The organism is Streptomyces sp. NPDC006207, assembly GCF_040613835.1.
Classification (GTDB): domain Bacteria; phylum Actinomycetota; class Actinomycetes; order Streptomycetales; family Streptomycetaceae; genus Actinacidiphila.
On sequence record NZ_JBEXSX010000024.1, the window covers coordinates 96,956 to 122,764 of the forward strand.

Consider the following 25,809-nt stretch of genomic DNA (forward strand, 5'->3'; position numbering starts at 1 on the left):
CGCGGCGGTAGGTGCCGTCGCGGGGGGTCGGCGGTCCAGGGGCGCATCGTCAGCCGCTCCCGTCGACGAGGCGGCGGGCCAGCGCGCCGGCCTGCGCGGGTCCGAGCCGCCCGTCGGCGACGGCGGTGACGATCCGCCGGGTCACGGTGCCGCCCGCGGGGACGGGCAGCCGCCGCGCCCAGGCGAGGGCGGAGCCGACGCCGGGGTACTCGGCGGTGCGCACGAACCACGGGTCGCGGCGGGTCCCGGCGGTCGCCCCGGCGAAGACCAGCGTCCAGCCCTCGCCCGAGAGGGCCAGCCAGTCGGCCGCCCGGCCGTGCACGGCCTCCTCGCCCTCCGCGCCGGCCGTGAACACCCGCGCCCGCTCCGGCTCGGCGGGCGCCCGCCAGAAGAAGCCGCCGTAACCGGCGCCGGGGCGGCCGTTGGTGGCGGGGCTGCCGATGGTCAGCTCCCGGTCGCCGGGGTTGGCCAGGGCGAAGGTGACGTCGAGCGCCCAGCAGCCCTCGCCGAGCGCGCGGGCCGTGACCGTCCGTCGCTCGCGGAGCAGTTCGCGGTCCCCGGTGCGCCAGGACAGCTCCTCGGTGAAGCCGTCCGGGCCGCCGCGGAGCAGGCCCAGGTGCTCCTGGACACCGTGGTCGTCCAGCTCGGCCGGGCCCCGGTCGCGGACGTAGGTGCGCCCGCCCCAGAAGTTGCGCCCGTCGACGTCGGGGACGGCGACGCTCACCCCGAGGTGGTGGAGGTGGTCGCCGGGCATGAACTCGGTGACGGGCACCCCTGCCAGGGTGGTCAGCGGGTGCAGGTAGGGGCGCGGGGCGAGCCGCCCGGGCAGCTCGGGGCGGTGGACGTACCGTCCGACGGTGCGTCCGGCGGCGCGCAGCACGGTGGTCGTCATCGCCGGACCACCCCGTTCGGTGCGGCCCAGGGGGCGCCCAGCTCGGAGAAGAGGGCCAGGGTCTCCGCGCCGGCGGTGACCATGCCGTCGACCCCGGTGACGACACGTCGCGTGGACCGTTCGCCGGGCTCGGTGCGCCAGGCGCCGTCGGGGAGCGGCACCGGGTCCGGGGCGGTGCGCACGGCCTCGACGACCTTCATGAAGGCGCCGGTGGCGCGGGGCGGCACGAGCAGGTCCTCGCCGTGCCGCACGTGCGCGACCAGGTTCTCCAGCAGGTCCGTGCGTCCGTACCGCTGCTCCTGCGGGCCGCGCGCGGCGCGTTGCAGCAGGACGCGGTCCTGCTTGTACCAGAACGTCACACGGCCGCGGTCGCCGTGGACGACGACGTACGGCTCGGCGTTCCGCTCGGCGCACAGGGTGGCGGTGACCGTGACGACCGTGCCCCGCGCGGTGCGCAGCCGCAGGGCGGAGGTGTCGTCGGCCTCGATGGCGTTGGCCCGGAAGAGCTCCAGCTCGATCGCCCCGACGTCCTCGGCGCGTTCGCTGCCGTCCAGGGCGAGCGCGGTGGCGACGGCGTGGGCGAGGGGGTTGGTGAGCACCCCGTCGACCACGTCCGTACCGCCCATCCTGCGCCGCCCCGACCAGGCGGCCCGGCGGAAGTAGTGCTCGTCGCGCACCCAGTTGCCGGCGGCGCCGATGCCGCGCACGGTGCCTATCGCGCCGTCGGCCACCAGCGCGCGGACGGCGTCCAGGGCGTGCGAGCCCAGCGACTGGAAGCCGATCTGGCAGGCCCGCCCGCTCGCCTCGACCCCGGCGACCAGCCGTTCGTACGCGGCGTAGGAGGGTGCGGGCGGCTTCTCCAGCAGCACGTGGGCGCCCTGCGCAGCCGCGGCCAGCGCCAGGTCGGTGTGCGTGTGGAGGGGGGTGCAGACGATGACGATCCCGGCGCCGGTCCGCGCGGTCAGTTCGCCCAGGTCGGTGCCGTGGGCGGGTGCGGGGAACCCGGCCGGTTCCCCCGGTGCCGGCGGGACGGTGTCACAGATCCCGGCGAGCCGCACCAGACCGGTGGCCGACAGCCTCCTCAGGTTCTCCAGGTGCCAGGCGCCGTGACCGCGGGCCCCGGCCAGGACGACGGGCACGGGCGCGTCGCCGGACGGCGTCGCCGCCGGGCCGCCGCCGGCGGGCCGCGTGGATGCATCTCGCACGGTTCGGACCTCCTCGTCCGCGGGACAGGGGCGGGTGGCGGGACGGGCGTCAGCCCTTCACCGCACCCGCGCTGAAGCCGGTGACCAGCCACTTCTGGATGAAGGCGAAGACGATGACGACGGGCACCGCGGCCACGACGCCGCCCGCGGCGAGCGTTCCGAGCTCGACGCTCTCGCCGGAGCCGATGGTGTAGCTGAGGCCGACGGGGATCGTGTACTTCTCCTGCGTGCTGAGGAACATCAGCGAGAAGAGGAAGTGGTTCCAGCTGTGCACGAAGGCGAAGGAGCCCACCGCGACCAGCCCCGGCCGCAGCAGCGGCAGCACCACCGCGCAGAAGGCCCGGATCCGGCCGCAGCCGTCGACCCAGGCGGCCTCCTCCAGCGACACCGGGACGTTCCTGATGAAGCCGCTGATGAGGATGATCGACAGCGGCAGCTGGAAGACCGTCTCGGCGACGATGACGCTCCACAGGGAGTCGATCATGCGCAGTTCGCTGAAGATCTGGAAGAGCGGCACCAGCATGAGCGCGCCCGGGATGAACTGCGAGCACAGCAGGGCGAGCAGGAAGGCGCGCTTGGCGCGGAAGTCGAAACGGGCCAGCGCGTAACCGCCGAGCAGGGCGATCACGGTGGTCATCACGAGCGTGGCCACGCCGATGAGCAGGCTGTTCTTGAAGAACACCGCGAAACCGAGGTCGTTCCACACCTTCGAGAAGTGCGCGGTGGTGGCCGGCCACGGCACCAGCGAGGTGGACCCCGAGGGGCGCAGCGCGAACAGCAGCATCCAGTAGAAGGGGACGAGCGTGAACAGCAGGTACAGGCCGAGCGGCAGGTAGATCTGCCAGCGGGGCGCACCCGCGCCGAGCCCCCGGCGCCCGCGGCGCCGCCCGGCACCGCCGCCGTCGTCGTCGGGGCGCGCGGCGGGCGCCACGCGCGGCAGGGGGAGGCCGTTCCTCTCCGGCACGGTGGTCGTCATGTGCGGTCGCCCCCGAACTTGCTCAGACGCAGGTAGACGATGGAGCAGAACAGGAGGATCACGAAGGCGACGGTGGTGAGCGCGGACGCGTAGCCGAAGTCGTGGCCGTCGATGCCGGTGTTGGCCACGTACAGCGGCAGCGTGGTCGTCGAACCGGCGGGACCGCCTCCGGTGAGCGTGTAGAGCAGGTCGACGTTGTTGAACTCCCACACCCCGCGCAGCAGCGTGGACAGCACGATGGCGTCCCGCAGGTGGGGCAGCGTGATGTGGAAGAACCGCCGGAAGCGGCCCGCGCCGTCGACCGAGGCCGCCTCGTACAGCTCGTTCGGGATGGACTGCAGGTCGGCCAGGATGAGGATGGCGAAGAACGGGACCCCGCGCCACAGTTCGGCCAGGACGGCGGCCGGGAAGACGGTGTCGGGGTCGGAGAGCACCGAGGTGCCGTACTCGCCGATGCCGGCGTCCGCCAGGTAGCGGCTGATGCCCGTGGCGGGGTTGTACAGCAGCATCCAGATGGTGGTGGTCAGCACGCCGGAGACGGCCCACGGCGAGAAGACCAGGGCGCGCGACAGTCCGCGGCCGACGAAGGTCTGGTTGACGACCAGGGCGAGCGCCAGCCCGAGGGCGAGCTGCAGCCCCACCTCCGCGGCGACCCACTTGAGGCTGAAGAGCAGGCTCTGCCAGAACAGCGGGTCGTCGAAGAGGATCCGCTGGAAGTTGCCGAAGCCGGCGAAGCCGTTCCGCCAGGGCTTGGTGACGTTGTGGTCCTGCAGGCTGTAGTAGAGGACGCTGACCATCGGGTAGGCGATGAAGCCCAGCATCAGCAGGACGGCGGGGGCGATCAGGAGGTACGGGGTGCGCCGGGCCGCGCCGGACGGCCGGCGCCGCGAGGGCCGGGGTGGTTTCGCCACGGCTGTGGCCATGACCGGTACTCCTTCGTACGGGTGCGGGGAAAGCGCTTGCCTAGTGGTGCGGGGCCGCCACGGGCGCGGTGGCGGTACGGGCGGTACGGCGTGGTGCGCGGCGGGGCGTCAGCCCGCGTAGGGCTCCGGCACTTCTCCGGGCCGGGTCAGGAAGCGGAAGTCGCAGCCGGTGTCGGCCTGGGTGATCTGGTCCTGGTACAGCGCGCCGTAGCCGCGTCCGTAGCGGGGCGGCGGCGCCTGCCACTGCGCGCGCCGGCGTTCCAGTTCCGCGTCGTCGACCTCCAGGCGCAGGGTGCGCGCCTGGACGTCCAGGGTGATCGGATCGCCAGTGCGGACGAGGGCGAGCGGCCCGCCCACGTGCGACTCGGGCGCCACGTGCAGCACGCACGCGCCGTAACTCGTGCCGCTCATCCGGGCGTCGGAGATCCGCACCATGTCCCGCACCCCCTTCTTCAGGAGGTGGCCGGGCAGCGGCAGCATCCCGTACTCGGGCATGCCCGGGCCGCCGAGCGGACCGGAGCCGCGCAGCACGAGCACGCTGTCCTCGGTGATGCCGAGCGCCGGGTCGTCGATGGTGCGCTGCAGGGTCCGGTAGTCGTCGAACACCACGGCCGGGCCGGTGTGCTTGAGCAGGTGCGGCTCGGCGGCGATGTGCTTGATGACCGCGCCGTCCGGGCACAGGTTGCCGCGCAGGACGGCGACGCCGCCCTCGGCCGCGAGCGGCCTGTCCAGCGGGCGGATCACGTCCTCGTCGTGGACGAGGGCACCGGCGAGCTGTTCGCGGAGCGTGGCGTGCGCGACGGTCGGCCGGTCGAGGTGCAGGACACCGGCGTCCCGCAGCCGGGTCAGGAACCCCGGGAGGCCGCCGGCGAAGTGGAAGTCCTCCATCAGGTGGCGGCCGCCCGGCCGGAGGTTCGCCAGGACCGGCACCGTGCGGGCGATGCGGTCGAAGTCGTCCAGCGTCAGCGGGACACCGCTGCGCCCGGCCATCGCGATCAGGTGGATCACGGCGTTGGTCGAACCGCCGAGGGCGAGCACCGTGGCCACCGCGTCCTCGTACGCCTCGCGGGTCAGGATTGCCGACGGCCGCAGGTCCTCCCGCACGAGGTCGACGATCCGCATCCCGGAGGCGGCCGCCATGCGGTCGTGCCCGGAGTCGACGGCGGGGATCGACGACGCGCCCGGCACCGTCATCCCCAGCGCCTCCGCCGCCGCGGTCAGCGTGGAGGCGGTGCCCATGGTCATGCAGTGGCCGGGCGAACGGGCCAGCCCGCTCTCCAGCTCGGCCATCTCGCAGTCACCGATGAGGCCGGCCCGCTTGTCGTCCCAGTACTTCCACATGTCGGTGCCGGAGCCGAGCACCTCGGAGCGCCAGTGCCCGGGCAGCATGGGTCCGGCCGGCACGAACACCGCCGGCAGGTCGGCGCTCGCGGCCCCCATCAGCAGCGCCGGGGTGGACTTGTCGCAACCGCCCAGCAGGACCGCCCCGTCCACCGGGTAGGAGCGCAGCAACTCCTCGGTCTCCATCGCGAGCAGGTTGCGGTAGAGCATCGGCGTCGGCTTCTGGTACGTCTCCGACAGCGTCGCGACGGGGAACTCCAGGGGGAAGCCGCCCGCCTGCCACACCCCGCGCTTGACCGCCTGGGCCCGCTCGCGCAGGTGGACGTGGCAGGGGTTGATGTCGCTCCAGGTGTTGACGACCGCGATCACCGGCTTGCCCAGGTGCTCCTCGGGCAGGTAGCCCAGCTGCCGGGTACGGGCCCGGTGGCTGAACGAGCGCAGGCCGTCCGTCCCGTACCACTGGTGGCTGCGGAGCTCTTCCGGCTTCTTCATGGCGGCCCTCCGTCCCGTCCCGGCTCACACGTCCCAGCCGGCGAGCAGCGCGGCCACCCGCTCGCGCCGGCCCCCGGTCAGCAGGCGGCTGGGCGGGCGCACGTCGCGGCGGCACAGTCCCAGCACCGCCAGCGCCTCCTTGACCACCGACACGTTGTTGGCGGACTGCTGTTCGGCCCGCAGGTCCTCGAACTCCCTGATCTGCTCCCACACCTTCATCGCCGCCGCGTAGTCGCCGTCGCGCAGCGCGCGCAGCATCTCCAGGGACACCCGGGGCGCGACGTTGACCAGGCCCGAGGTGAAGCCCCTCGCGCCGACCGCCCAGTACGCGGGGGCGTACAGCTCGGCGAGGCCGGCGACCCAGGTGAAGCGGTCCAGCCCCGCGTCCCGGGCCACCGCCGCGAAGCGGGCGGCGTCCGGCACCGCGTACTTCACCCCGACGACGTTCGGGCACAGCTCGCCGAGGCGCGCGATCAGCCCCCCGTCCAGCGCCGCGTTGCGGACGTACGGGACGACCCCGGTCTCCGGGACGGCCTCCGCGACGGCGCGGTGGTAGTCCACCCAGCCCTCCGGCGACACGTACGGGTGGATCGGCTGGTGCACCATCACCATCTGCGCCCCGGCGTCGCGTGCGTGCCGCGCGGCGGCCACGGCGGTCGGCACGTCGTGGCCGACGCCCACCACGACCTGGGTGTCCGGGTCCGCCTCGGCCATCGTCAGCTCGACGACCAGCCGCCGCTCGGCCGGGTCGAGGGCGTAGAACTCCCCGGTGTTGCCGTTCGGCGTGACCGTCCGCACCCCGCTGTCGAGCAGTCTGCGCAGCAACGCCCGGTACGCGGTGGGCTCCACGCCCCCGTCCGCGCCGAACGGGGTCACCGGGATCGCCACGACATCGGCGAGCGCCGACGACTGCTCTGCGAATGACATGCGGTTGCCCTTCAGCTCGGGTCGCTACGGGATGCCGTGGGGGCGGCATGGGGGGAGCGGGCGCGCGGAGGGCCGTCCCCTCACCCCGCGCGCCCGCGGCTCAGCGGGCCGTTCCTTCGCCGCCGTCCGGGCCCTCGGGGAACGCCCGGGCCACGAAGCTCGCGATGTGGTCGTGGAGCAGCCGCGCCGCGCCGTGCGCGTCCCCGTCGAGGGCACGCGCCAGGATCTCCCGGTGCTCGCGGGCCTCCTGCTCCCACGACGGGGTCTCCTGCCAGACCACCGCCGAGACCAGGGCCGCCTGGTCCCGCACGTCGTCGAGCATCCGGGCCAGCAGGGGGTTGCCGCACGGCGTGTACAGCGCCCGGTGGAACTCCCGGTTGGCGAGCGACCGGTCGGCCCGGTCCCCCGCCTCGTCGGCCCGCGACAGCGCGTCCCGCGCGGCGTCCAGCGAGGCGCGGTGCGTGACGGTACGGCGCAGCGCCTCCGGCTCCAGCAGCAGGCGCACGTCGTACACCTGACGCGCCATCTCCGCGTCCACGGCCCGCACGGTCACGCCCTTGTACTGGCTCATCACGACCAGCCCGGTGCCGGCGAGCGTCTTGAGCGCCTCCCGCACGGGCGTCTTCGACACCCCGAACTGCGCGGCCAGCTCGGCCTCCACGAGTGCCTGACCGGGCTTCAGCTGCCCGGTCAGTATCCCGTGCTTGATCGTTTCCAGCACGACCTGGGTACGGGACGGAATCGGCGTCGGCGCGGTGCCGGCGAGCAGGTCCATGGGGGCTCTTTCGGATCTCACGTAGGGCGTCTCATATATGACGTACGAAGTACGACGCGATGAAAGTAGGGCGGGGGGCGGGGTTCGTCAATGGGCCCGACGCACTTTGTGTGCGGTGCGGTTGTTGTCGTGTGCGGGTTGTTTGCGCCTGCGGCGGGCATCCCCCGCCCGCCCTCCCTCCCCCAGCCTTCGGCCGGGGGGACCCCCATCCGGCGCGGTCAGTGCGGGCCTGCGCACTGTTGGGGTGGGGTCAGGGCCGCGCCGGCGCACTCCCCCAGCCTTCGGCCGGGGGGACCCCCACAGGGCTCGCGGTTTACCCCTGCAGTATTCGGCGCCGGGTCCGCCGCTCGTCTCCCCCAGCCTTCGGCCGGGGGGACCCCCATGGGCGCACCCCGCCACACCCCCTCCCGCTGTGTGGGCGACTGACGGCCGGTGGGGGTGTCAGGGGCGCACGTTCCAGGGCAGTCCGCAGGATGCGAGCACGAGGTGCAGGCGTTCGTCGGTGGCCTCGGCGAGAGGGGGGACCAGCAGGGTCGCGATGCCCGCCTCGACCGCCGCACCGTCATAGGCGGAACGGTCCCCGACCATCAGCGCCTCGCCCGGACCCACCGCGAGCTCGTCCAACGCCAGTCGGAAGATGGCGGGATCGGGCTTGCACACACCATGCTCGAAGGACAGCACGAACCGGTCGACGTAACCGTCGAGGCGCGCCTTCTCGAACCACGGGCGGATGTCGAAGTGGACGTCGCTGACCACGGCAACCCGCACCCCGGCGGCCTTGAGCGTCGCAAGTGTCGGCCCCACGTCCACCGCGAAGAGATCGACGTCCAGTTGCGCCAGTTCGGCATACAGGGCGTCCACCAGCGTCTCGTCGATGCCCGCGGCCGAGGCCCAGTGCCTGAACCCGGCCCGGTACGACTCCACGGACACGTCCGCGCCGTTCATGGCCCGTGCCACTTCAGGTTGCCTGATCGCCGCGTCGAGACCAGCGCTGAGCCGCCGCACCTCCGACGGCGAGGCGTCCCGGGCGAGACGCCTCAACGCGCCCTCGATCCACGCCCCACCCTTCGGACCGGCATGGTCAGGACCCCACTTGGGGACGATGAGCGTTCCCACCCAGTCCAGAAGGACGGCCCTCACCTTTTCGACCACCCCGCCGGTATACCGGTGCGCTTATGTCGGCGGAAGGGCACCCCCGTCATTACCACCCTCCGGCCGTCAGTCGCCCACACCGGCAGGAGGGGGTGTGGCGGGGTACGCCCCCGGCCGAAGGCTGGGGGCGTACCCCGGCGCGGCACCGACCCCATACGTACGCAGCGAGGCGGTCACTGACCGCGCCGGATGGGGGTCCCCCCGGCCGAAGGCTGGGGGAGGGAGGGCGGGCGGGGGATGCCCGCCGCAGGCGCAACCAACCCGCACACAACAACCCACCCGCACCCGAGGCGCAAGCCTCACCCCACCCCCGCCAAGAACGCCCGCACCCCCGCCAGGTCCCCCGCGGACGCGAGCCCCGCGTGGTAGAGCCGCAGCTCCGTCGCCCCGGCCGCAGCCGCCCGGGAGGCGTCCGCGGTCAGCGTGCCGGGGCTGCCCCCCATTCCCGCGACCACGGGGAAGTTGGCGGCCAGCACGGTGCCCGCCCGTGCGTGCGGCACGCAGGCCGCCACCAGGTCGGCCCCGGGCAGCACGAGCCCGTCCGCATGGTCCAGGACGTACCCCGGGTCGACGCCCACGTTGGCCCCGCAGCGGTGGGCGTGCGGATCCGCGTGCAGCAGCACCTGGAACCCCGGTGCGGCCCCGGCCCGTGCCGCCGCACCCCGTACAGCCTCCACCGCCGCCCGCTGCAACTCCCGCGCGACGGGGCCCCGCCACGCCATCGTCAGCCCCGCGAGGTCCGCCCCGAGCAGCTTCTCGACGTCGGCCCACTCGTCGGGCCCCGGGGTCCACTCCCCCGCCCACACCGGCGCCAGGGCGTCGCGCACGGCCGCGCGCAGTTCGTCCGGGTCCGCGCCCAGCGCGGCGTACCCCGCCGCGCACGTGGGGCAGAAGCACAGGGACATCAGGTACTGCGCGGCCCCGGGCAGCGGCACGCCGCCCGTCTTGTCGTGGGCGTGCAGGTGGGCGAGGCCGTACCAGCCGCAGGACTCCAGTTCCGTACCCTCCGTCCCGGTCCCCGGCCGCACCGCGGCCTCCGCCGCCAGCGTGACGAGGTACTCGCGCACCTCCGGCTGGGCGATGCACGGCGCCCACGGGTAGGGGTCGCCGTAGGCGTTGCGCACGCTCACCCGGGGGTGTTCGTCCCCGAGACGGGAGTTGTGGGCGAGCACGACCCAGGAGTGCACGGCCAGTCCGGCCGCCCGCAGGGCCCGGGCGGCCTCGCCGTAGGCGTCCTCGGCGCCCGCCCAGTCCTGGGTGTACGGCCGCAGGGCGCGCCCCGCCCAGCGCCGCTCGTCCGGCGGGTAGAGCACGGCGGCGTGGCGGGCGGTGACGACGCGGTGCCCGGGATGGCGTGGGGTCAGCGCCCGCGTGGAGTGGTACGCGGAGGCGAGGGTGACCTGCTGCACGCCGAGGCCGGCGATGCGGTCCGCCGCCTCCGGGTCGCCGACGACGTCCCACGGGTAGACGAAGGTGGAGGCTCTCAACGCGGCTCCTGAGGGTGGGGGTTGACGCGGGTCACCGTACGTCAGTCCTCGCCGAGCAGGGCGAGTCCGCGGTCGATGAGTTCGGCCAGTTCCTTGATGTGCGCGGGCGCGGGCTCGGACAGCGGCGGGCGCACCTCGCCGACGTCCAGCCCGCGCAGCCGGACGCCGGCCTTGACCAGGGAGACGGCGTAGCCGCGGCCCTGCTGGCGCAGTTCCACCAGCGGCCGGTAGAAGCCGTCGAGGAGGGCGTTCACGGTGGTGTCGTCGCCGCCGGTCAGGGCGCGGTGGAAGGCGAGGGCGATCTCGGGCGCGAAGCAGAAGACGGCGGAGGAGTAGAGGGTGACGCCGATGCCGCGGTAGGCGAGGCCGGTGAGTTCGGCGGTGGGGAGGCCGTTGAAGTAGCGGAAGTCGCGGTCGGGGACCGTGCTGCGGACGGCGCTGATGATGCGCTGCATCAGGTCGAGGTCGCCGACGCCGTCCTTGAGGCCGATGATGCGCGGGATGCGGGCGAGTTCGGCGACGGTCGCGGGGGTGAGGACGGCGTTGTCGCGCTGGTAGACGATGACGTCGAGCGAGGTGCCCGCGGCGAGCGCCGCGTAGTGCCGCAGCAGTCCGGCCTGGTCGGCGACGACGAGGTAGGGCGGCATGGCGAGCAGTCCGTCGGCGCCCGCCTCCTCGGCGAGGCGAGCGAACTGCAGGGCCAGGGCGGTGCCGTAGCCGGCGCCGGCGACGACGGGGACCCGGCCCGCGGACTCCTCGACGGCCGCGGCCACGCAGGCGCGGAACTCCTCGGGCGTCAGCGCGTGGAACTCGCCGGTGCCGCAGCACGCGAAGACCGCCCCGGCTCCGGCCTCGATCCCGCGGCGCACGTGCGCGCGGAAGACCTCCAGGTCAACGGCGCCGTCCGGGCCGAAGGGCGTCACGGGGAAGAACAGCAGGCCGTCGAGGCGCGCGGAGAGTGAGGCGGCATCGGTCATCGGGTTCTCCCTGAAGACTGGCGTCTGTGCGCTCATCTGATCGATGTCTATATTCATGAACGCGTTTACGCTAAGGCAGCACATAAGGAGGGGTCAAGAAAGACAGCCGCAGGTGGTGGAGTCTTGACGCTTCGACAAGCTCTCTTTAGCGTGTCCATGCATATGAATGACATCCACCAATGTGGACGTCCGATCGAGGAGACCCGCGCATGCCCGCTCCCCGCACCGTCCTGCTCACCGGCGCCGCAGGCGGCCTGGGCACCCTGATGCGCGAGCTGCTGCCGGCCTACGGCTACCGGCTGCGCCTGCTCGACGTGCGGCCCGTCGAGGGCGCGCCCGACGCGATCACCGCGGACCTGGCGGACCTCGCCGCCCTGCGCGAGGCCGTACGCGGGGTCGACGCGATCATCCACCTCGCGGGCATCTCCCTGGAAGCCCCCTTCGAGAAGATCCTGCGCGCCAACATCGAGGGCACCTACCACCTCTACGAGGCCGCCCGCGAGGAGGGCGTGCCGCGGATCGTCTTCGCCTCCAGCAACCACGCCGTGGGCTTCACCCCGCGCCCGGTCGGGGACGACCCGCTCATCCCAGTCGACACCCCGCGCCGCCCCGACACCTTCTACGGCCTGTCCAAGTGCTTCGGCGAGGACCTCGCCCAGCTCTACTGGGACCTGCACGGCCTGGAGACCGTCTCCATCCGCATCGGCTCCTGCTTCCGGGAGCCGACCTCGGTGCGCATGCTGTCGGTCTGGATGAGCCCCGAGGACGGCGCCCGGCTGCTGCACGCCGCCCTCACCGCCGAGGGCGTCGGGCACACCGTGGTCCACGGCAGCTCCGCCAACACCCGGCTGTGGTGGGACCTGTCCTCCGCGCGGGCGCTGGGCTACGAGCCGCAGGACGACTCCGAGCCCTTCGCGGCCAAGCTCATCGCCGAACAGGGCGAACTCGACCCGGACAACCCGGACCACGCGCACCTCGGCGGCCACTTCACCACGCATCCGCCCCTCTGGCCCCACTGACCCGCGGCGGCCCTCAGCGGCCGCGTTCCGCGCCGCCGTTCACCTGGTGGATCTGCGCGGTGATGTGGGCGGCACCAGGGAGGCGAGCCAGTGGGCGAGCGAGGCGACGTCCTCGGGGACGCCGACCCGGCCGGTGAGGGTCTGGCCGACGAGGAACGCGCGCCGCTCCTGCGTCATGCGCCCGCCGAAGAACTCGGTGTCGTCGATGAAGCCGGGCGCGATGACGTTGACCGTGATCCCGCGCCCGCCGAGGTCCGCCGCCAGGTCGTAGGCGTACGGGTGCAGGGCGGCCTTGGCGGCGCCGTACGAGCCGGACCCGCCGCCGCGCACCGCGGCGATGGAGCTGAGCAGCAGCACCCGGCCGCCGTCTGCCAGCAGGTCGCGCAGCGCCTCGGTGAGGAGCACGGCGGTCAGCACGTTGGACCGGAAGTTGCCCGTCCACAGTTCGGTGAGCGACGGCTCCCCGCCGCCGAGCGCGACGTTCCCGCCCGCGTTGTTGACCAGGACGTCCACCCGCCCGAAGCGCTCCGCCACGAGCTCGCGAACGCCGGCCGTCCCCGCCTCGTCGGTCAGGTCCGCCGGGACCGCCAGGGCCGATCCGGAACCCAGCCGGGCGACCGCCCCGTCCAGGACGTCCTTGCGCCGTCCGACCAGCACGACCTGGTCCCCGTCGCGGACGAACGCCTCCGCGACGGCCAGGCCGATCCCCGTACCGCCGCCGCTGATGACCACGATGCGTGACACGTGAAAACTCCGTTCGGTAATGGAACCGTAAACCCGGAACGATCGTTAAGCGGAACATGACCGCAATGACACCCGGCTCGAACATCCCGCTCTCCGCGGCACGCGTGGCAGTGGAGGTATCCGCGCCCGTGCGGCTTGATGTGTCGGGCCTCCTGATCGCCGCCGACGGCAAGGTGCGCTCCGACGACGACTTCGTGTTCTACAACCAGCCCGCGGCGCCGGGTGTGACCTACCGGTCCGGCGGCGGCACCTCCCCCGACGCGATCACGGTGGACACGGTGGCCGTGCCCGCCGGCATCGAGAAGATCGTCGTGACGGCGAGCCCCGACGCGCCCGGGGCGACCTTCGCCGGCACCGAGCCGACGGCGACGGTGCGGGACGCCGACAGCGGCGCCGTCCTGGCGACCTTCACCCCGCCCGCCCTGAGCACCGAGACCGCCCTCGTGGTGGTCGAGATCTACCGCCGCTCCGGCGCCTGGAAGGCCCGCGCGGTCGGCCAGGGGTACGCCAACGGGCTGGCGGGCATCGCGACCGACTTCGGCGTGTCCGTCGACGAGCCCGCGGCCGCCGCGCCGCAGGCACCGCCCCAGGCGCCGCCCGTGGCTCCCCCGCCGCCCGCGCCCCCGGCCGCCGCCATGACGCCTCCCCCCGCGCCCCCGGCGCCGCCCGTGCCCCCGGCACCCCCCGCCCCACCGGTCGGCACCGGCAAGATCAACCTGGACAAGGGCCGGGTCAACCTCCAGAAGAATCAGACGGTCTCCCTGGTCAAGGGCGGCAAGCCGCTGATGACCTCGGTCCGCATGGGCCTCGGCTGGGAGCCCGCCTACCGCGGCAAGGACATCGACCTGGACGCCTCGGTCATCGCGTACGGGCCGCAGCGCAACCACATCGAGTCCTGCTACTTCGGCCGGCTCACCATCCTGGGCGGGGCGATCCAGCACTCCGGTGACAACCTCACCGGCGAGGGCGCGGGCGACGACGAGGTCATCACCGTCCACCTCGGCGGGCTGCCGCCCGAGGTCACCGGACTGGTCTTCACGGTGAACTCCTTCTCCGGCCAGAAGTTCAACCAGGTGGCCAAGGCCTACTGCCGCCTGCTGGACGGCACGACGGGCGAGGAGCTGGTGCGCTTCGACCTCACCGGCGCCGAGCCCCGCACGGGCGTGATGATGGCCAAGTTCGTCCGCCAGTTCTCCGGCGAGTGGGAGATGACGGCGCTGGGCGACTTCGTCGACTCCCGCACCGTGAAGGGCATGGTCAAGCCCGCCGCGCAGGCGCTCTGAGCGACGCGGGTGCGCCCGGTGGTCCGTGCGGGGCACGGACCACCGGGCGCGGGTGGTGCGGTCGGAGCTCAGCAGGCGCCGCCGTGGCCCTGGCGGCGCCACGGTCCGGTGATGGCCAGCATGATGCCCGGCACCTGGATGTTGGCGAACAGCGTCCTGCCGTCGGGCGAGAAGGTCACACCGGTGAACTCGCTGTACTCCGGCTCCTGCGCGGTGCCGATGTTCAGCTCGTTGCGGGCGATCGGGTAGGTGCGGCCGTCGCCGAGCGCGCCGAACAGGTGCTGCTGGCCCTCGCCGTCCTCGGCGATGACCAGGCCGCCGTAGGGCGAGACGGTGATGTTGTCCGGGCCGTCGAAGGCGCCGTCGACCGACGGGTCGGGGTTGACGCCCAGGAGGACCTTGAGGGTCAGGGTGCGGCGCTTGGGGTCGTAGAACCACACGGCACCGTCGTGGGCCGCGCCCGGGCTCTCCTCGCGGGCGTAGGAGGAGACGACGTACACGCCGCCGTCGCCCCACCACATGCCCTCCAGCTTGCGGGCCCGGGTGACCTCGCCGGCCGCGAACTGCTTGCGGACGGAGGTGGTGGCGGCGTCCCGGTCCGGGACGTCCACCCAGTCCACGCCGTAGACCGTGCCGATCTTCGTGGCACGGGACAGGTCGTCGACGAACCTGCCGCCGGAGTCGAAGCACTTGAAGGCCTGCAGCACACCCGCGTCGGCCTTGAGGGCGCGCAGCTTGCCGCGGCCGTGGTGGAAGCCGGCCGGCGGGGTCCAGCGGAAGAACAGGCCGTTGGGGTTGGAGGCGTCCTCGGTGAGGAAGAGGTGGCCGCGCTTGGGGTCGACGACGACCGCCTCGTGCGCGTAGCGGCCCAGGGCCTTGATCGGCTTGGGGTCGCGGTTGGCCTTGCGGTCGTACGGGTCGACCTCGAAGACGTAGCCGTGGTCCTTCAGGAAGCCGTTCTTGCCGGCCTTGTCCTCGGTCTCCTCGCAGGTCAGCCAGGTGCCCCAGGGGGTGCGGCCGCCCGCGCAGTTGGTGACCGTGCCGGCCACGCCGACCCACTCCACGACGTGGCCGCCGTGCTGGGCGACCTCGACGATGGTCACGCCGCCGGCCGCGCCGGAGTCGTAGACCAGGCCCTCGGTCAGCGGGACCGGGTGCGGCCAGTCGGCGCGGGCGCCGGCCAGCTCGTGGTTGTTGGCGAGCAGCGTGGCGCCGCGCAGGCCCTCGAAGGTCGCGGTGCCGTCGTGGTTGGAGGGGGTCGACTCGCCGGACTCCAGCTTGGTGACGCCGGTCCTGGTGATGACGCGGTACGAGAAGCCCTTGGGCAGGGCCAGAATGCCCTTGGGGTCCTTGATCAGCTCGCCGTAACCCAGCTGGCCGTGGTGCCGGGACGCCCCGGCCTCCGCGGCGGTCGCCGGGGCCTCGGCGGCGAGGGCACCCGGTGCGGTCGCGAGGACGTCGACGGTTCCGGCCAGCGCGACTCCGGCGCCGGTGATCGCCGTGCGCTTGGCGAAGTCTCTACGGGTGAGCGGCATCGTTGTCTCCTGGGGCCACGAGGTCACTGCTCTGCCGCAGTCACGCTCCCGCCCCGTGGCGAACGGGAGTTGAACTGAGCGGGACATTCCGACGCCCATTCCCTGAGGCGTTCGGGCCTCCTCCGCGCCCCGTTCCGCGCCGCGGCAGGCGGCTCAGGGCGCCGTGGGTCCCGCCGAACGGGCCTTGAACGCGGCCTTGCGCGCCTCCTTGGCCAGCCGCTTGTCGGGGTGGATGCGGCCCATGGCCTCCAGGACGTCGGCGGTCGCCGGGTGGTCCACCCGCCAGGCCGCGGTGAAGAACCCGTCATGCCGGGCGACGAGGTCGGTGACCAGCTCGCGCAGCAACTCGGGGTCGTCGTCGGCGTCGAGCTGGGCGGCGATGGTGTCGACCGTGAGCCAGAAGATCATGTCCTCGTCGGGCGCGGGGACGTCCGCCGCCTCGCGTTCGGTCAGCCAGACCCGGGCCAGTCCGCCGAGCTGGCGGTCGGGCAGGACCTCGCGCAGGGCCGGCTCGGCCTCGTCGCCGAGCAGGCTCAGGGTCTGCTGGGCGACCAGCCGGCGGCCGGGTGCGTTGCGGTCCTCGCCGCGCGCCGCCTCCAGCAGCTCACGGGCCGCGTCGTACGGCTTGCGGTTGCCGAGCCACGCGTCGGCCTCCCGGCGGGCGATCTGGTCCGGGTACCGGAACAGCGCCTCCAGGAGGGCGGCGGCGGGCTCCCCGGCCAGGTCACCGGCGACCGGGGCGTGCAGGCCGGCCTCGACCATCCGGGACCGCACGCCGTACGCGCCGAGCGGGGTCAGCCGCACCAGGCCGTACCGGGAGACCTCATCGGGCCCGATCTCCTGCGGGAAGGCCACCGTCCCCTCGGCGGGACCGGCGTCCTCGGACTCGGCCTCCTCGATCAGCGCCTCGTCCAGCGGCTGGTACTCCAGCAGCCCGGTGGTCGTGAGCAGCCGGAAGTGCTCGTCGAGGCGCATCATCACCTCGGTGACGTCCTCCAGCAGGGCGTCGCTCGGCTCCTCCACGTCCTCGGGGACGACGAGGGAGGCGGCCAGGACCGGCAGCGGCACGGCGTCCTTGGCGTCGCCGCCGGAGTCCTCCATGACGGTGAAGAGGTACAGGTTGGCGAGCGCGCCGTCGAGGAACTCGGCCTCCTCCTCCGGGTCCCAGTCCAGGGTGCTCAGGTCGACCTCCCCGTCCGGGCCCAGTTCCTCCAGCAGGCCGTCCAGGTCGGGGGTCGCGGCCTCGGCCAGCGCCGTGTCCAGTGCGGCGAGCCACAGCTCCAGCACCTCGCGGGGCTCGCCCGTGTCCAGCCGCGTCAGCGCCTCGCCGGGCACGGCGCGCCCCGCGGGCTCGTCCAGGGCCACGCTCGGGGCGCCGCCCTCCTCGTCCTCGTCCGCGGTGTCCGCGATGTCCAGGTCGACGAGGCCCGCGTCCACGGCCACGCCCCAGGCCTGGGTCGTCTCTGCCGGGCCGTCCGGCTGCTCCTCCAGACCCAGCTCGCGGACCGCGCGCGGGACGTCCTCGGCGGTCAGCTCCCCCATCGCGTCCACGGTCACGTGCGGCGCGCACCAGCGCGCCAGCCGTACCGCGCGGTCGAGGAGCGGTACGGCGAGTGCGAGCCGCGCCAGCTCCTCCTCGGGCAGCAGCCTCACCGGCGGCAGGTCGAGGCGGTCAGCGGCCATGGCGGGATCTCCAATGCAGCGGTGTCCGGGGGCGCGTGAGCGCGCAGCACCAGCCTAGACGTGCGGGCGCCCGGCGGGTGCGCTTCGGCCTCCCGTCACCCGTCGTTACCGCAACGGACGCGCGAGGCGGCGGCATTGGCGCGCGTCGGCGGACCCCGGAGGGCGACCACGGCGGCTCCACCCGTCAGCGGTGTCACTTCCGCCCCACCGCCGTGGCCGGGCACCGGTGCGCACGTCCCGGAGCCCGCGCCTCACGGCGCGCACCGGTGCGCGCCGTGGCGTACGGCGGGGCCCCTCGCGCCCCACGGGGTGGGGCGGGGTCGGGCGCCGGGCAGCTGACATGGTCCCCGCCATGACGACGAGCGGGGCGGAGCCGACGCAGGAGGCGCTCGACCGGCACGTGCGGAGGTTCTTCGCGGGCCACCCGGTGGGCACGGCCGACCACGACCTGGGCGACGGACGGCGCGGTACGGTCCCCGGGCTGCGCGTCCTGGAGGTGGGCCCGGGCCCCCGCAGCGGCTACTGGACCTACGTCACGGCCGGTCGCGGGTCACGGGCCGACCGCGACGGCCACCGCCTGGAGTTCGTGCTGACCGCCCCGGTCCGCGACCCCCGCTTCGCCGACCTGGTCGCCATGACCGCCCACCACCACCGCGGTCCCCGGCCGCATCCGCTCGACGTGGGCCACAGCCTTCCGGTCGGCGAGCCCCGGGTCCCCGGTTCGGCCTGCGACCACATCCTGGTCAGCCTCCCGTATCTGTACGGCCCCGATCTGGAGGTGTGCCGGCTGCCGGACGGCCACGCGCGTCTGCTGTGGCTGCTGCCGGTGACCGCGTCCGAGATCGCCTTCCGCCGGCCCTGCACCGGGCGCCGGTCGTCTGAGCCGGGTCGCTCCGCGGGCACGGCCGTGGTCAGCCCTGCGAGAGGAAGTCCTCCAGGGCCTCCAGCCAGGCGTCCGGCTGGTCGACGTGGGCCATGTGCCCCGCCTCCTCGATCACCGCGGCCCGCGCGGACGGGAGGAGCCGCAGCGTGGGTGCGACCAGGCCGGCCGGGAAGGTCATGTCCTGCCGCCCGTGCAGCAGCAGCACGGGCACGCCGAGCGCCGCGAGCCGCCCGGGGTCGCCGGGGCGGCGCGGCCCCGGCAGCGTCCCGGCCTGCCAGGGGCGCAGCCACTCCCCGGTGAAGCGGACGCCGCGCAGGACGTCGAGGTAACCCGGCAGGGCCTCCTCCCGCCACACGTTCGCCCGTGCGGAGGCCACGGCGGCCGCACGTGTGAGGGCCGCTCCGGACAACGAGCGGTCGGACCACACCGCGGCCTCCGCCGCCAGCCGCTCCTCGCGCTCCGGCCAGCCGTCGAAGGCGTCCGGCGGCACCGGCAGGACACTGCTCGACGCGATCACCAGGCGTCGTACACGCCCGGGCGCGGCCAGGGCGAGGCGCTGCGCGATCAGCCCTCCGTACGAGAAGCCGAGGACGTCCGTCCGCCCGATCCCCAGGGCGTCCAGCAGCCGCACGAGGTCGGCGGTGGCCGCGTCCGGCGTGTAGTGGCCGTCGGCGAGCCCGCGCGTGGAGCGCCCGCAGCCGCGCAGGTCCGGGAGGACGATCCGGCGGTGCCCGGCGAGCCGGTCCAGGGGCCGGCGCAGATAGGTGTGGTCCCAGTCGGGTCCGCCGTGCACCACCAGCAGCGGCGGCCCGGGCGGACGGCCCGCCCGGGCGACGAACAAGTCCACCGCCGGGTCGTCCGAGACCGGCACCAGGATCTCCTCGAACACGGGGGCCAGTATGACGATCCGACAACGTCCCTAGGATGGCCGGGTGACGACGGACACCGCTACGCCGGACCGCACCGAAGACGCCGCCGGCGGCCCCCGGGCGGCGACCGCCGCCGACTGGCCGCTGCGACTGCGCCGGTTCGGCCACAGCCCACGCCCCCGGACCGACACGCGCGAGCGGCTGGTCCCGCCCTTCCCCGAACCGGGCACCCGAACATGGCAGGCCCTGGGCCTGGGTCCGGCGCGGGCGCACCGCGCCGCACGGGCCATGGGCTGGCTCGGCCCCGCCCTGGTCGCCGTCCTCGCCGGAGTGCTGCGCTTCGTGGACCTCGGCAGCCCGCGCGCCATCGTCTTCGACGAGACGTTCTACGCCAAGGACTCCTGGTCCCTGCTCCGGCTCGGCTACGAGGGCACCTGGCCCGACCGCAAGGTCTCCGACCCGCAGATCCTGGGGGACCCCCAGGTCATCCCGCTCTCCGGGACCGGCCACTTCATGGCGCACCCGCCGATGGGCAAGTGGGTGATCGCCCTCGGCGAGTGGATGTTCGGCCTGAACCCGCTCGGCTGGCGTTTCATGGCGGCCGTGCTCGGCACGCTGTCGGTGCTGATGCTGTGCCGCATCGGCCGCCGGCTGTTCCGCTCGACGGCACTGGGCTGCCTCGCGGGCGGCCTGATGGCGGTGGACGGGCTGCACTTCGTGATGAGCCGGGTCGCCCTCCTCGACGTGGTCGTCATGTTCTTCGTGCTGGCGGCGTTCGGCTGCCTGCTGATCGACCGCGACCGCGCGCGGGCCCGGCTCGCGGCGGCCCTCCCGGTGGACCCCGACGGCTTCGCCGGGCCCGACGCGGTCACCGGCGCCCGCGCGGGAACAGGCCCGCGGCCCTGGCGGCTCGCGGCCGGCGCGCTACTGGGCCTGGCCTCCGCCGTCAAGTGGAACGGCCTGTACTACCTGGCGTTCTTCCTGCTGATGACCGTGCTCTGGGACGTCGGCGCCCGCCGTCTGGCCGGGGCCCGCCGCCCCCGCCGCGCGGTGCTCCGCCGCGACCTCGGCTGGTCCTTCCTGTCCCTCGTCCCGGTCGCCCTGGTCACGTACCTGGTGACCTGGACCGGCTGGTTCCTCAGCGACGACGGCTACGGCCGGGACTGGGCCGACGGGCGCGGCGGCACGTGGTCCTGGATCCCGGCGCCGCTGCGCAGCCTGTGGCACTACGAGTACGCGGTCTACCAGTTCAACGTCGGCCTGGAGGACCCGCACCCGTACCAGTCCAACCCGTGGAGCTGGCTGGTGCTGGGCCGCCCGGTGTCCTTCTTCTACGAGTCCCCCAAGACGGGGCAGGACGGCTGCGGCGCCGCCAACTGCTCGCGGGAGATCCTCGCCCTCGGCACGCCGCTGCTGTGGTGGGCGGCCTGCTTCGCCCTCGTCTACCTGCTCTACCGCTGGGCGCTGCGCCGTGACTGGCGCGCCGGCGCCCTCCTGTGCGCGGTCGCCGCGGGCTACCTCCCGTGGTTCCACTACCAGAACCGCACCATCTTCTCCTTCTACGCCGTCGTCTTCCTCCCCTACCTCTGCCTGGCCCTCGCCATGACGCTCGGCGCGCTCCTCGGACGGCCCGGCGCCGGCGAACGCCGCCGCACCTACGGGGCGGTGGCCGCGGGCGTCCTCGTCCTGCTGATCGTCTGGAACTTCCTCTACTTCTTCCCGATCTACACAGGGCGGACGATCCCGTACGACGACTGGCACGCCCGGATGTGGCTGAACACCTGGATCTGACCCGGCCGCCCAGGGCCGGGATACCATGCCCGCCCGTCCAGGTAGCCCCGTCCGGAGGTGTGCGATGGCACGTCCCGTCTTCCCCGAGGCCCCCGTCCCGCCCGGTGAACTGGACCGCGCACTGCGGCCGTTCGGAACCTCGACGATGCTGCCCGGCGAGGCGTACACCTCGGCCGCCGTCCTCGACTGGGAGCGGCGGCACCTGTTCGCCGGCACCTGGTGCTGCCTCGGCCGCGCCGACGACCTGTTCAGCGGGCCGGACGGGACCGCCGTCACGCAGCGCGCCCTGGTCGTGGGCGACGTCCCGGTCCTGCTCACACGCTCCGGGGACGGCGGCGCCGTCCGCGCGTTCGCCAACACCTGCCGGCACCGGGCCCACGAACTCCTGCCCGAGGGCGGCACGGGCACCCGGGAGATCGTCCCGTGCCCCTACCACGCCTGGGCGTACGGCCTGGACGGCGCGTTGCGCAGGGCGCCCGGCTTCCAGGACGTGCCCTCCTTCGACCGCCGGGACCACGGGCTGGCCGAACTGCCCGCCGTCGAGTGGCACGGCTGGGTCATGGCCAACGCGACCGGCGGCGCGGCACCGTTCGCCGAGCACCTCGGCGGGATGGGCCCGCTGGTCGACCCGTACGCCCCCGGGGAGCTGAAGGCAGCCGAGCGGCACGCGTACACGGTCCGCGCGAACTGGAAGGTGATCGCCGAGAACTACCACGAGTGCTACCACTGCCCGCTGATCCACCCCGAGCTGTGCGCCGTGTCCCCGCCGGCCAGCGGCGACAACTACGACCTCCCCGGCGCATGGGTGGGTGGGGCGATGGACCTGCGGGACGGCGCGGAGACGATGTCCCTGACCGGCCGGTCCCGGGGGACCTTCATCGACGGCACGGACCGGCGCCGCGTGCTGTACCTCGGCCTCTTCCCGAACCTGCTGCTCTCCCTGCACCCCGACTACGTGATGACCCATCTGCTCGTCCCGGAAGCCCCGGACCTCACCCGGGTCACCTGCACCTGGTACGTACCCCAGGGCGTGGCCGACGCCTCGTACGCCGTGGAGTTCTGGGACCGCACGAACCGGCAGGACTGGGCCGCCTGCGAGTCGGTGCAGCGCGGCCTGGCCTCCCCGCACTACCGCCCCGGCCCCTTCGCCCCCAACGAGGACGCGGTCCACCGCTGGGTCACGATGGTCGGCCGCGCCTACCGCGGCACGCCCCCGTGGGAACCGCTCGACCCCGCCTAGTCCACCGCCCGGGCGGGTCACTCCACGAAGCTGCCGCTCCGATACCCCATGCGCGCGTCCCCGACCTCCAGCAGTACGTCGGAGATCGTGAAGTGCTTTTCGAGGGCCGTCCGCAGCGACTCCAGGGCGGCGCGGATCTCGGACAGCTGCTCGCGCGGCTCGCGCTCCCGCAGGTACCGGACGACGGATTCGTACGTCGACGGTCCCCATGGGGACGACGTGGCGAGCGCGGTGTCACGCCACCGGGGCGCGAACTCCTCCAGGTTGGCCATCATCCGGCGCTGCCCCTCCCTGCTGCCGGGATGACCGACGTCCATCGCCCTCGCGAGGTCCTCCTGCGTCGGGGCGAGCGGCAGGGCCCCGGAGCGCATGATGGCGAGGAGCACCTGCAGGGCGTTGAACTTGCCGCTGAGCAGCGGCTGGAGCCGGTTGTAGGCCTCGGGGTCGATGATCTGCAGCGCCACACCGTGGTCACCCATCAGACCGGAGATCCGCGCGAGGTTCACGATCTGCCTCTGCACACCCCGGGCGACCCAGCCCCCCGCGCCGAGCGCGTACGCGTCGTCACCGTGCTCGAGGTGCCGGCCCATCCGCTCCGCGTAGCCCTCCAGGTTCCTGACGATGCCTTCCGCCTCCAGCATCACCTCGTTGAGCCGCACGTAGAGGATGAACAGCTCCGCGCCGAGTTTGCTGCGCCGCTTCTCCTCGCGGATCGCCCTCAGTCCCGGCAGCCCTTGCACGAGTGCCTCGACCAGGGTCCGTACCAATTCGACCATCGTTGTCCTTCGCGGTCCGATCGCTCATGGATCCTCCGCCGCCTGCGTACGGTGGCGGGAACCGGCAAGGCCGGACTCTAACAGCCGGTCGAACGCCGCAGGCCCCGGATGCGCCGCCCGGGTCCGCACACCTCCCGGCGCGCCAGTCCCGCTCTGGGCGCGGCGGGCCGCATACGCTGCGAGGACGTACGACCCGGCGCCCGCGGCTACGCGTACGCACAGGGAAAGGGTGTGGCATGACGTCCCCAGGCGTGCACCTCCGGGAGATCACCGACGACAACCGCGAGGCCGTCCGTGCCCTGCGCGTCCGGCACAAGCAGAAGCAGTTCGTCGCGTCGGTGTCCCTGTCGCTCAAGCAGGCGGCGAAGATGCCGGACGCCAACCCCTGGTACCGCGCCGTGTACCGCGGCGACGAGCCGGTCGGCTTCGTGATGCTGTCGTGGAAACCGCCGGCCGGCCCCTACCAGGGACGGCACTTCATCTGGCGCCTCCTCATCGACAAGCACCACCAGGGGCACGGCATCGGCCGGGAGGTGCTCACCCAGATCGCCGACCTGGTCCGCGCCGACGGCGCCACCGAGCTGCTGACCAGCTACGAGCCCGGTGACGGCGAACCCTGGCCCTTCTACCGCAAGTTCGGCTTCGAGCCCACCGGTGAGATCGACGACGGCGAGATCGTCCTGCGGCTCGCCCTCCCACCCGGCTGAGCACCGCGCGGGCGCGTGAACGCATCGGTCATCCGTCGAAGCGCCGCCACGGGATGTCGAGCAGTCCGAGCGGATGCAGTGCGCCGCGGTGCCGGCCGCCGACCCAGACGTCGAGCTTTCCTTCGTCCCCGCTGGGGCTGACCGTGGCGACGAGACCAGGGGCCGACCAGGAAGTGCGTGACGCGACGGGGGCCGGTGCGAGGCCGACCAGCCGGAACTCCCGGTCGTTCCACACCCCGCTGACGTCCGGGTCGTCCCCGGGGTCCGCGACGATCACCACCGACAGGGGTCCGACCACGACGGTCGCCCCGGGCACGCGGAACACGTCACCGCCCGGCCCGGCAAACCGCAGGCCGCGTCCTCATCGACGTGGGTCAGGGGCGCAGGCATCATCCCGGAAGGATATTCGGGCGACGATCGACGCCGGGCTCACGGTGCTGACCCTCCGCCGGCTGTTCCCGGACCTCAATGCCGTTGACCACAGTGCCTGTCGGTGACGGGTGTGCCGAGGCAGTAGGCGCCGGTTCAGCCTGGCTGTTACGGTCCTGGCCGTGATCGACACGCTCCCGGACTCCGCTTGAGCCCGTCTCCCCACGCACGGCAGGTCCCCCACGAGCGCGTACAGCACCGGTGAGATACCGCAATCCCCGAACCATCACTGACCGGCGGCGGCGCAGGCTGACCCCGTCACGCCCTGAGCAACCGTCGTTGACCGACCCTGCCCGGCCTTGGCCGGGCACCACCGGCACCCTGGAGGCCAGCACGTGATGCGCCCTACCGCTGCTGTCAGGCGGGCGACCTTCCTCGCGATACTCGTGTCCGAATTCCTGAACCTGCTGGGTGCGGGAATGGCGTCGATCGCCGTCACGCTCACCGTCACGACGAAAACCGGCGAGGCCTCCACGCTCGCGGTCCTGCTGGCGGTGCGCACGTTCACGAGCGTCTTCTTCGCCCCGTTCGCGGGCGTCATCGTCGATCGTTTCCCTCAACGGCACGTTCTGCTCGGGGCCAACGCCGTGCTGGCCGCGACGGTCGCCGCGCTGTTCCTCATCGTGCGCGACGACCACGTCGACTTCGTCCTGATCGGCGTCGTCCTCGTCGTGCAGGCCCTCGCCGACAGCGTGGCGCAGTCGCTCATCGTCAGTGTGGTGAGGCACCTGGCGAGCGATGTCGAACTGGTCCGCTCCAACGCGCTCGTCCACCTGGTGCAGAGCGTTCCGCAGATCCTGGCACCGGCGATCGGCGCGTGGACCTACGCGGTCTCCGGGCCGGACGTCGTGCTGGGAACCAGTCTCACCGGGCTGCTGCTCTCCTTCTCCCTCATGGCGGTGCTGGCCCGAGGGTTGCCCATGGTCGAACGGGGGGCGAGGCAGTCGCCGTTCGCGCATGTCGCGGCCGGTTTCCGGTTCATCTGGGCGCATCGCGGCCTGCGCCGGCTGCAGCTGTCGTACAGCGCCCTGAACTTCTTCAACGGCCTCTCGGCAGCCGGGCTGGTGGCCTACGTGACCCGGCACGCCGGCAGTGTCGGCTGGGGGTCGTACTCCGCGTTCGGCGGAGTGGGGCTGGTCTCCGGCGCCCTGTACATGACGCTGCGCAAGCGGCCGCACCGCGCCGACGTCCTCCTGCCCGCCGCACAGGCCACCGCGGCCGTGGCAGGCCGCATCCTGCTCGTCGTACCGGGTGCCCACTGGCTCTGGTACCTGGGGAGTTTCGGCCGCAACGCGGGGCTGCAGCTCACCGGCGGCCCGATGACCGCGATCTGGCAGCGCCAGTCACCCGGCGACGCGCTCGGCGTCGTCAGCGGCTGCCGCCGCCTGATCTCCCAGGGCGCCTACCCGGTCGCGGTGCTCATCGGCGGCCTTTCCTACGACTGGTGGACGGCAGCGATCGGTTCCGGCGGCATGTTCTTCACCGTCCTGGGGGTCGCGGAACTCTCGGCGGTCTCGCTGTGGCTCTCCGGCCCGGTACGGGCGGTGTTCCTCGCCGAGAACACGCACGTCGACGAGGAGCGGATGGGGAAGATCGACGCCAAGGCGGCCTAGGTGTTCTGTCCCGGGAGGTTGTGGACGGGTGATGCAGGTCTCGGTTGAGGGATCTTGAAATGGGTGAGGGCCTTCTGGCCTGGTGTGGAT

Annotated in this window: 21 protein-coding genes and 2 pseudogenes; 7 read left to right on the forward strand and 16 right to left on the reverse strand. The window is 73.3% G+C overall.

Features of this window, described 5'->3' with window-relative positions; genetic code table 11:
• Positions 1–49: 49 nt before the first annotated feature.
• The 10 genes from ABZ312_RS20940 to ABZ312_RS20985 form a co-directional block, all read right to left on the reverse strand.
• Positions 50–892 (reverse strand): DUF6807 domain-containing protein, encoded by an 843-nt coding sequence (locus ABZ312_RS20940; RefSeq protein ID WP_500327293.1) that lies wholly within the window; start codon positions 890–892, stop codon positions 50–52.
• On the reverse strand, positions 889–2,097 hold the full coding sequence (locus tag ABZ312_RS20945) for a Gfo/Idh/MocA family protein (protein WP_500438446.1): 1,209 nt from the start codon (positions 2,095–2,097) through the stop codon (positions 889–891). The genes ABZ312_RS20940 and ABZ312_RS20945 overlap by 4 nt, the downstream gene beginning before the upstream one ends.
• A gap of 49 nt (positions 2,098–2,146) precedes the next feature.
• Positions 2,147–3,073: a carbohydrate ABC transporter permease gene (locus ABZ312_RS20950; protein WP_500438448.1), complete on the reverse strand. Its 927-nt coding sequence runs from the start codon at positions 3,071–3,073 to the stop codon at positions 2,147–2,149.
• A complete protein-coding gene (locus ABZ312_RS20955) occupies positions 3,070–3,996 on the reverse strand; it encodes a carbohydrate ABC transporter permease (RefSeq protein ID WP_500438450.1) in 927 nt (308 codons plus the stop codon). The genes ABZ312_RS20950 and ABZ312_RS20955 overlap by 4 nt, the downstream gene beginning before the upstream one ends.
• Before the next feature lie 108 nt (positions 3,997–4,104).
• Positions 4,105–5,829: an L-arabinonate dehydratase gene (araD, locus tag ABZ312_RS20960; RefSeq protein WP_500327288.1), complete on the reverse strand. Its 1,725-nt coding sequence runs from the start codon at positions 5,827–5,829 to the stop codon at positions 4,105–4,107.
• A 24-nt stretch (positions 5,830–5,853) separates the two neighbouring features.
• On the reverse strand, positions 5,854–6,756 hold the full coding sequence (locus tag ABZ312_RS20965) for a dihydrodipicolinate synthase family protein (RefSeq protein WP_500327287.1): 903 nt from the start codon (positions 6,754–6,756) through the stop codon (positions 5,854–5,856).
• Between the two features lie 100 nt (positions 6,757–6,856).
• Complete coding sequence (locus tag ABZ312_RS20970) at positions 6,857–7,531, reverse strand: GntR family transcriptional regulator (protein ID WP_500438452.1); 675 nt, start codon at positions 7,529–7,531, stop codon at positions 6,857–6,859.
• Positions 7,532–7,972: 441 nt separating this feature from the next.
• Positions 7,973–8,683 (reverse strand): HAD family hydrolase, encoded by a 711-nt coding sequence (locus ABZ312_RS20975; protein WP_500438454.1) that lies wholly within the window; start codon positions 8,681–8,683, stop codon positions 7,973–7,975.
• A gap of 299 nt (positions 8,684–8,982) precedes the next feature.
• The gene (locus tag ABZ312_RS20980) at positions 8,983–10,170 is read right to left on the reverse strand and encodes a hypothetical protein (RefSeq protein ID WP_500438455.1); all 1,188 of its coding nucleotides are present in this window, start codon (positions 10,168–10,170) and stop codon (positions 8,983–8,985) included.
• 41 nt (positions 10,171–10,211) lie between these two features.
• Positions 10,212–11,147, reverse strand: coding sequence for a 5-dehydro-4-deoxyglucarate dehydratase (locus tag ABZ312_RS20985; protein WP_500327282.1), 936 nt, complete (start codon positions 11,145–11,147; stop codon positions 10,212–10,214).
• 209 nt (positions 11,148–11,356) lie between these two features.
• Between ABZ312_RS20985 and ABZ312_RS20990 the strand changes: the two genes are divergently transcribed.
• The gene (locus tag ABZ312_RS20990; protein WP_500438457.1) at positions 11,357–12,166 is read left to right on the forward strand and encodes an NAD-dependent epimerase/dehydratase family protein; all 810 of its coding nucleotides are present in this window, start codon (positions 11,357–11,359) and stop codon (positions 12,164–12,166) included.
• 13 nt (positions 12,167–12,179) lie between these two features.
• Here ABZ312_RS20990 and ABZ312_RS20995 read toward each other — a convergent pair.
• Positions 12,180–12,910 (reverse strand): annotated as a pseudogene (locus tag ABZ312_RS20995) (SDR family NAD(P)-dependent oxidoreductase).
• 65 nt (positions 12,911–12,975) lie between these two features.
• On the opposite strand from ABZ312_RS20995, the gene ABZ312_RS21000 reads away from it, so the two are divergent.
• A complete protein-coding gene (locus ABZ312_RS21000; RefSeq protein ID WP_500438461.1) occupies positions 12,976–14,193 on the forward strand; it encodes a TerD family protein in 1,218 nt (405 codons plus the stop codon).
• 68 nt (positions 14,194–14,261) lie between these two features.
• Here the strand turns inward: ABZ312_RS21000 and ABZ312_RS21005 are convergent, their stop codons facing one another.
• Entirely contained in the window at positions 14,262–15,728 is a 1,467-nt protein-coding gene (locus tag ABZ312_RS21005) for an alkaline phosphatase PhoX (RefSeq protein ID WP_500327277.1), read from the reverse strand.
• A 153-nt stretch (positions 15,729–15,881) separates the two neighbouring features.
• On the reverse strand, positions 15,882–17,411 hold the full coding sequence (locus tag ABZ312_RS21010; RefSeq protein WP_500327275.1) for a hypothetical protein: 1,530 nt from the start codon (positions 17,409–17,411) through the stop codon (positions 15,882–15,884).
• 352 nt (positions 17,412–17,763) lie between these two features.
• Here ABZ312_RS21010 and ABZ312_RS21015 point away from each other — a divergent pair.
• Positions 17,764–18,207: pseudogene (locus ABZ312_RS21015) on the forward strand (suppressor of fused domain protein); the annotation flags it as partial.
• A 115-nt stretch (positions 18,208–18,322) separates the two neighbouring features.
• On the opposite strand, the gene ABZ312_RS21020 reads toward ABZ312_RS21015, so the two are convergent.
• Positions 18,323–19,183, reverse strand: coding sequence for an alpha/beta fold hydrolase (locus ABZ312_RS21020; RefSeq protein WP_500438458.1), 861 nt, complete (start codon positions 19,181–19,183; stop codon positions 18,323–18,325).
• A gap of 43 nt (positions 19,184–19,226) precedes the next feature.
• On the opposite strand from ABZ312_RS21020, the gene ABZ312_RS21025 reads away from it, so the two are divergent.
• Positions 19,227–20,954 (forward strand): dolichyl-phosphate-mannose--protein mannosyltransferase, encoded by a 1,728-nt coding sequence (locus ABZ312_RS21025; protein ID WP_500327273.1) that lies wholly within the window; start codon positions 19,227–19,229, stop codon positions 20,952–20,954.
• Between the two features lie 64 nt (positions 20,955–21,018).
• Positions 21,019–22,194, forward strand: a complete 1,176-nt coding sequence (locus ABZ312_RS21030) for an aromatic ring-hydroxylating oxygenase subunit alpha (protein ID WP_500327272.1) — start codon at positions 21,019–21,021, stop codon at positions 22,192–22,194.
• 17 nt (positions 22,195–22,211) lie between these two features.
• On the opposite strand, the gene ABZ312_RS21035 is transcribed toward ABZ312_RS21030, so the two are convergent.
• Positions 22,212–22,970 (reverse strand): hypothetical protein, encoded by a 759-nt coding sequence (locus ABZ312_RS21035; protein ID WP_500327271.1) that lies wholly within the window; start codon positions 22,968–22,970, stop codon positions 22,212–22,214.
• A gap of 236 nt (positions 22,971–23,206) precedes the next feature.
• On the opposite strand from ABZ312_RS21035, the gene ABZ312_RS21040 reads away from it, so the two are divergent.
• Positions 23,207–23,677 (forward strand): GNAT family N-acetyltransferase, encoded by a 471-nt coding sequence (locus tag ABZ312_RS21040; RefSeq protein WP_500327270.1) that lies wholly within the window; start codon positions 23,207–23,209, stop codon positions 23,675–23,677.
• A gap of 28 nt (positions 23,678–23,705) precedes the next feature.
• On the opposite strand, the gene ABZ312_RS21045 is transcribed toward ABZ312_RS21040, so the two are convergent.
• Positions 23,706–23,993, reverse strand: coding sequence for a hypothetical protein (locus ABZ312_RS21045; protein WP_500327269.1), 288 nt, complete (start codon positions 23,991–23,993; stop codon positions 23,706–23,708).
• A 499-nt stretch (positions 23,994–24,492) separates the two neighbouring features.
• On the opposite strand from ABZ312_RS21045, the gene ABZ312_RS21050 reads away from it, so the two are divergent.
• Entirely contained in the window at positions 24,493–25,719 is a 1,227-nt protein-coding gene (locus ABZ312_RS21050; RefSeq protein WP_500327267.1) for an MFS transporter, read from the forward strand.
• Positions 25,720–25,809 lie beyond the last annotated feature (90 nt).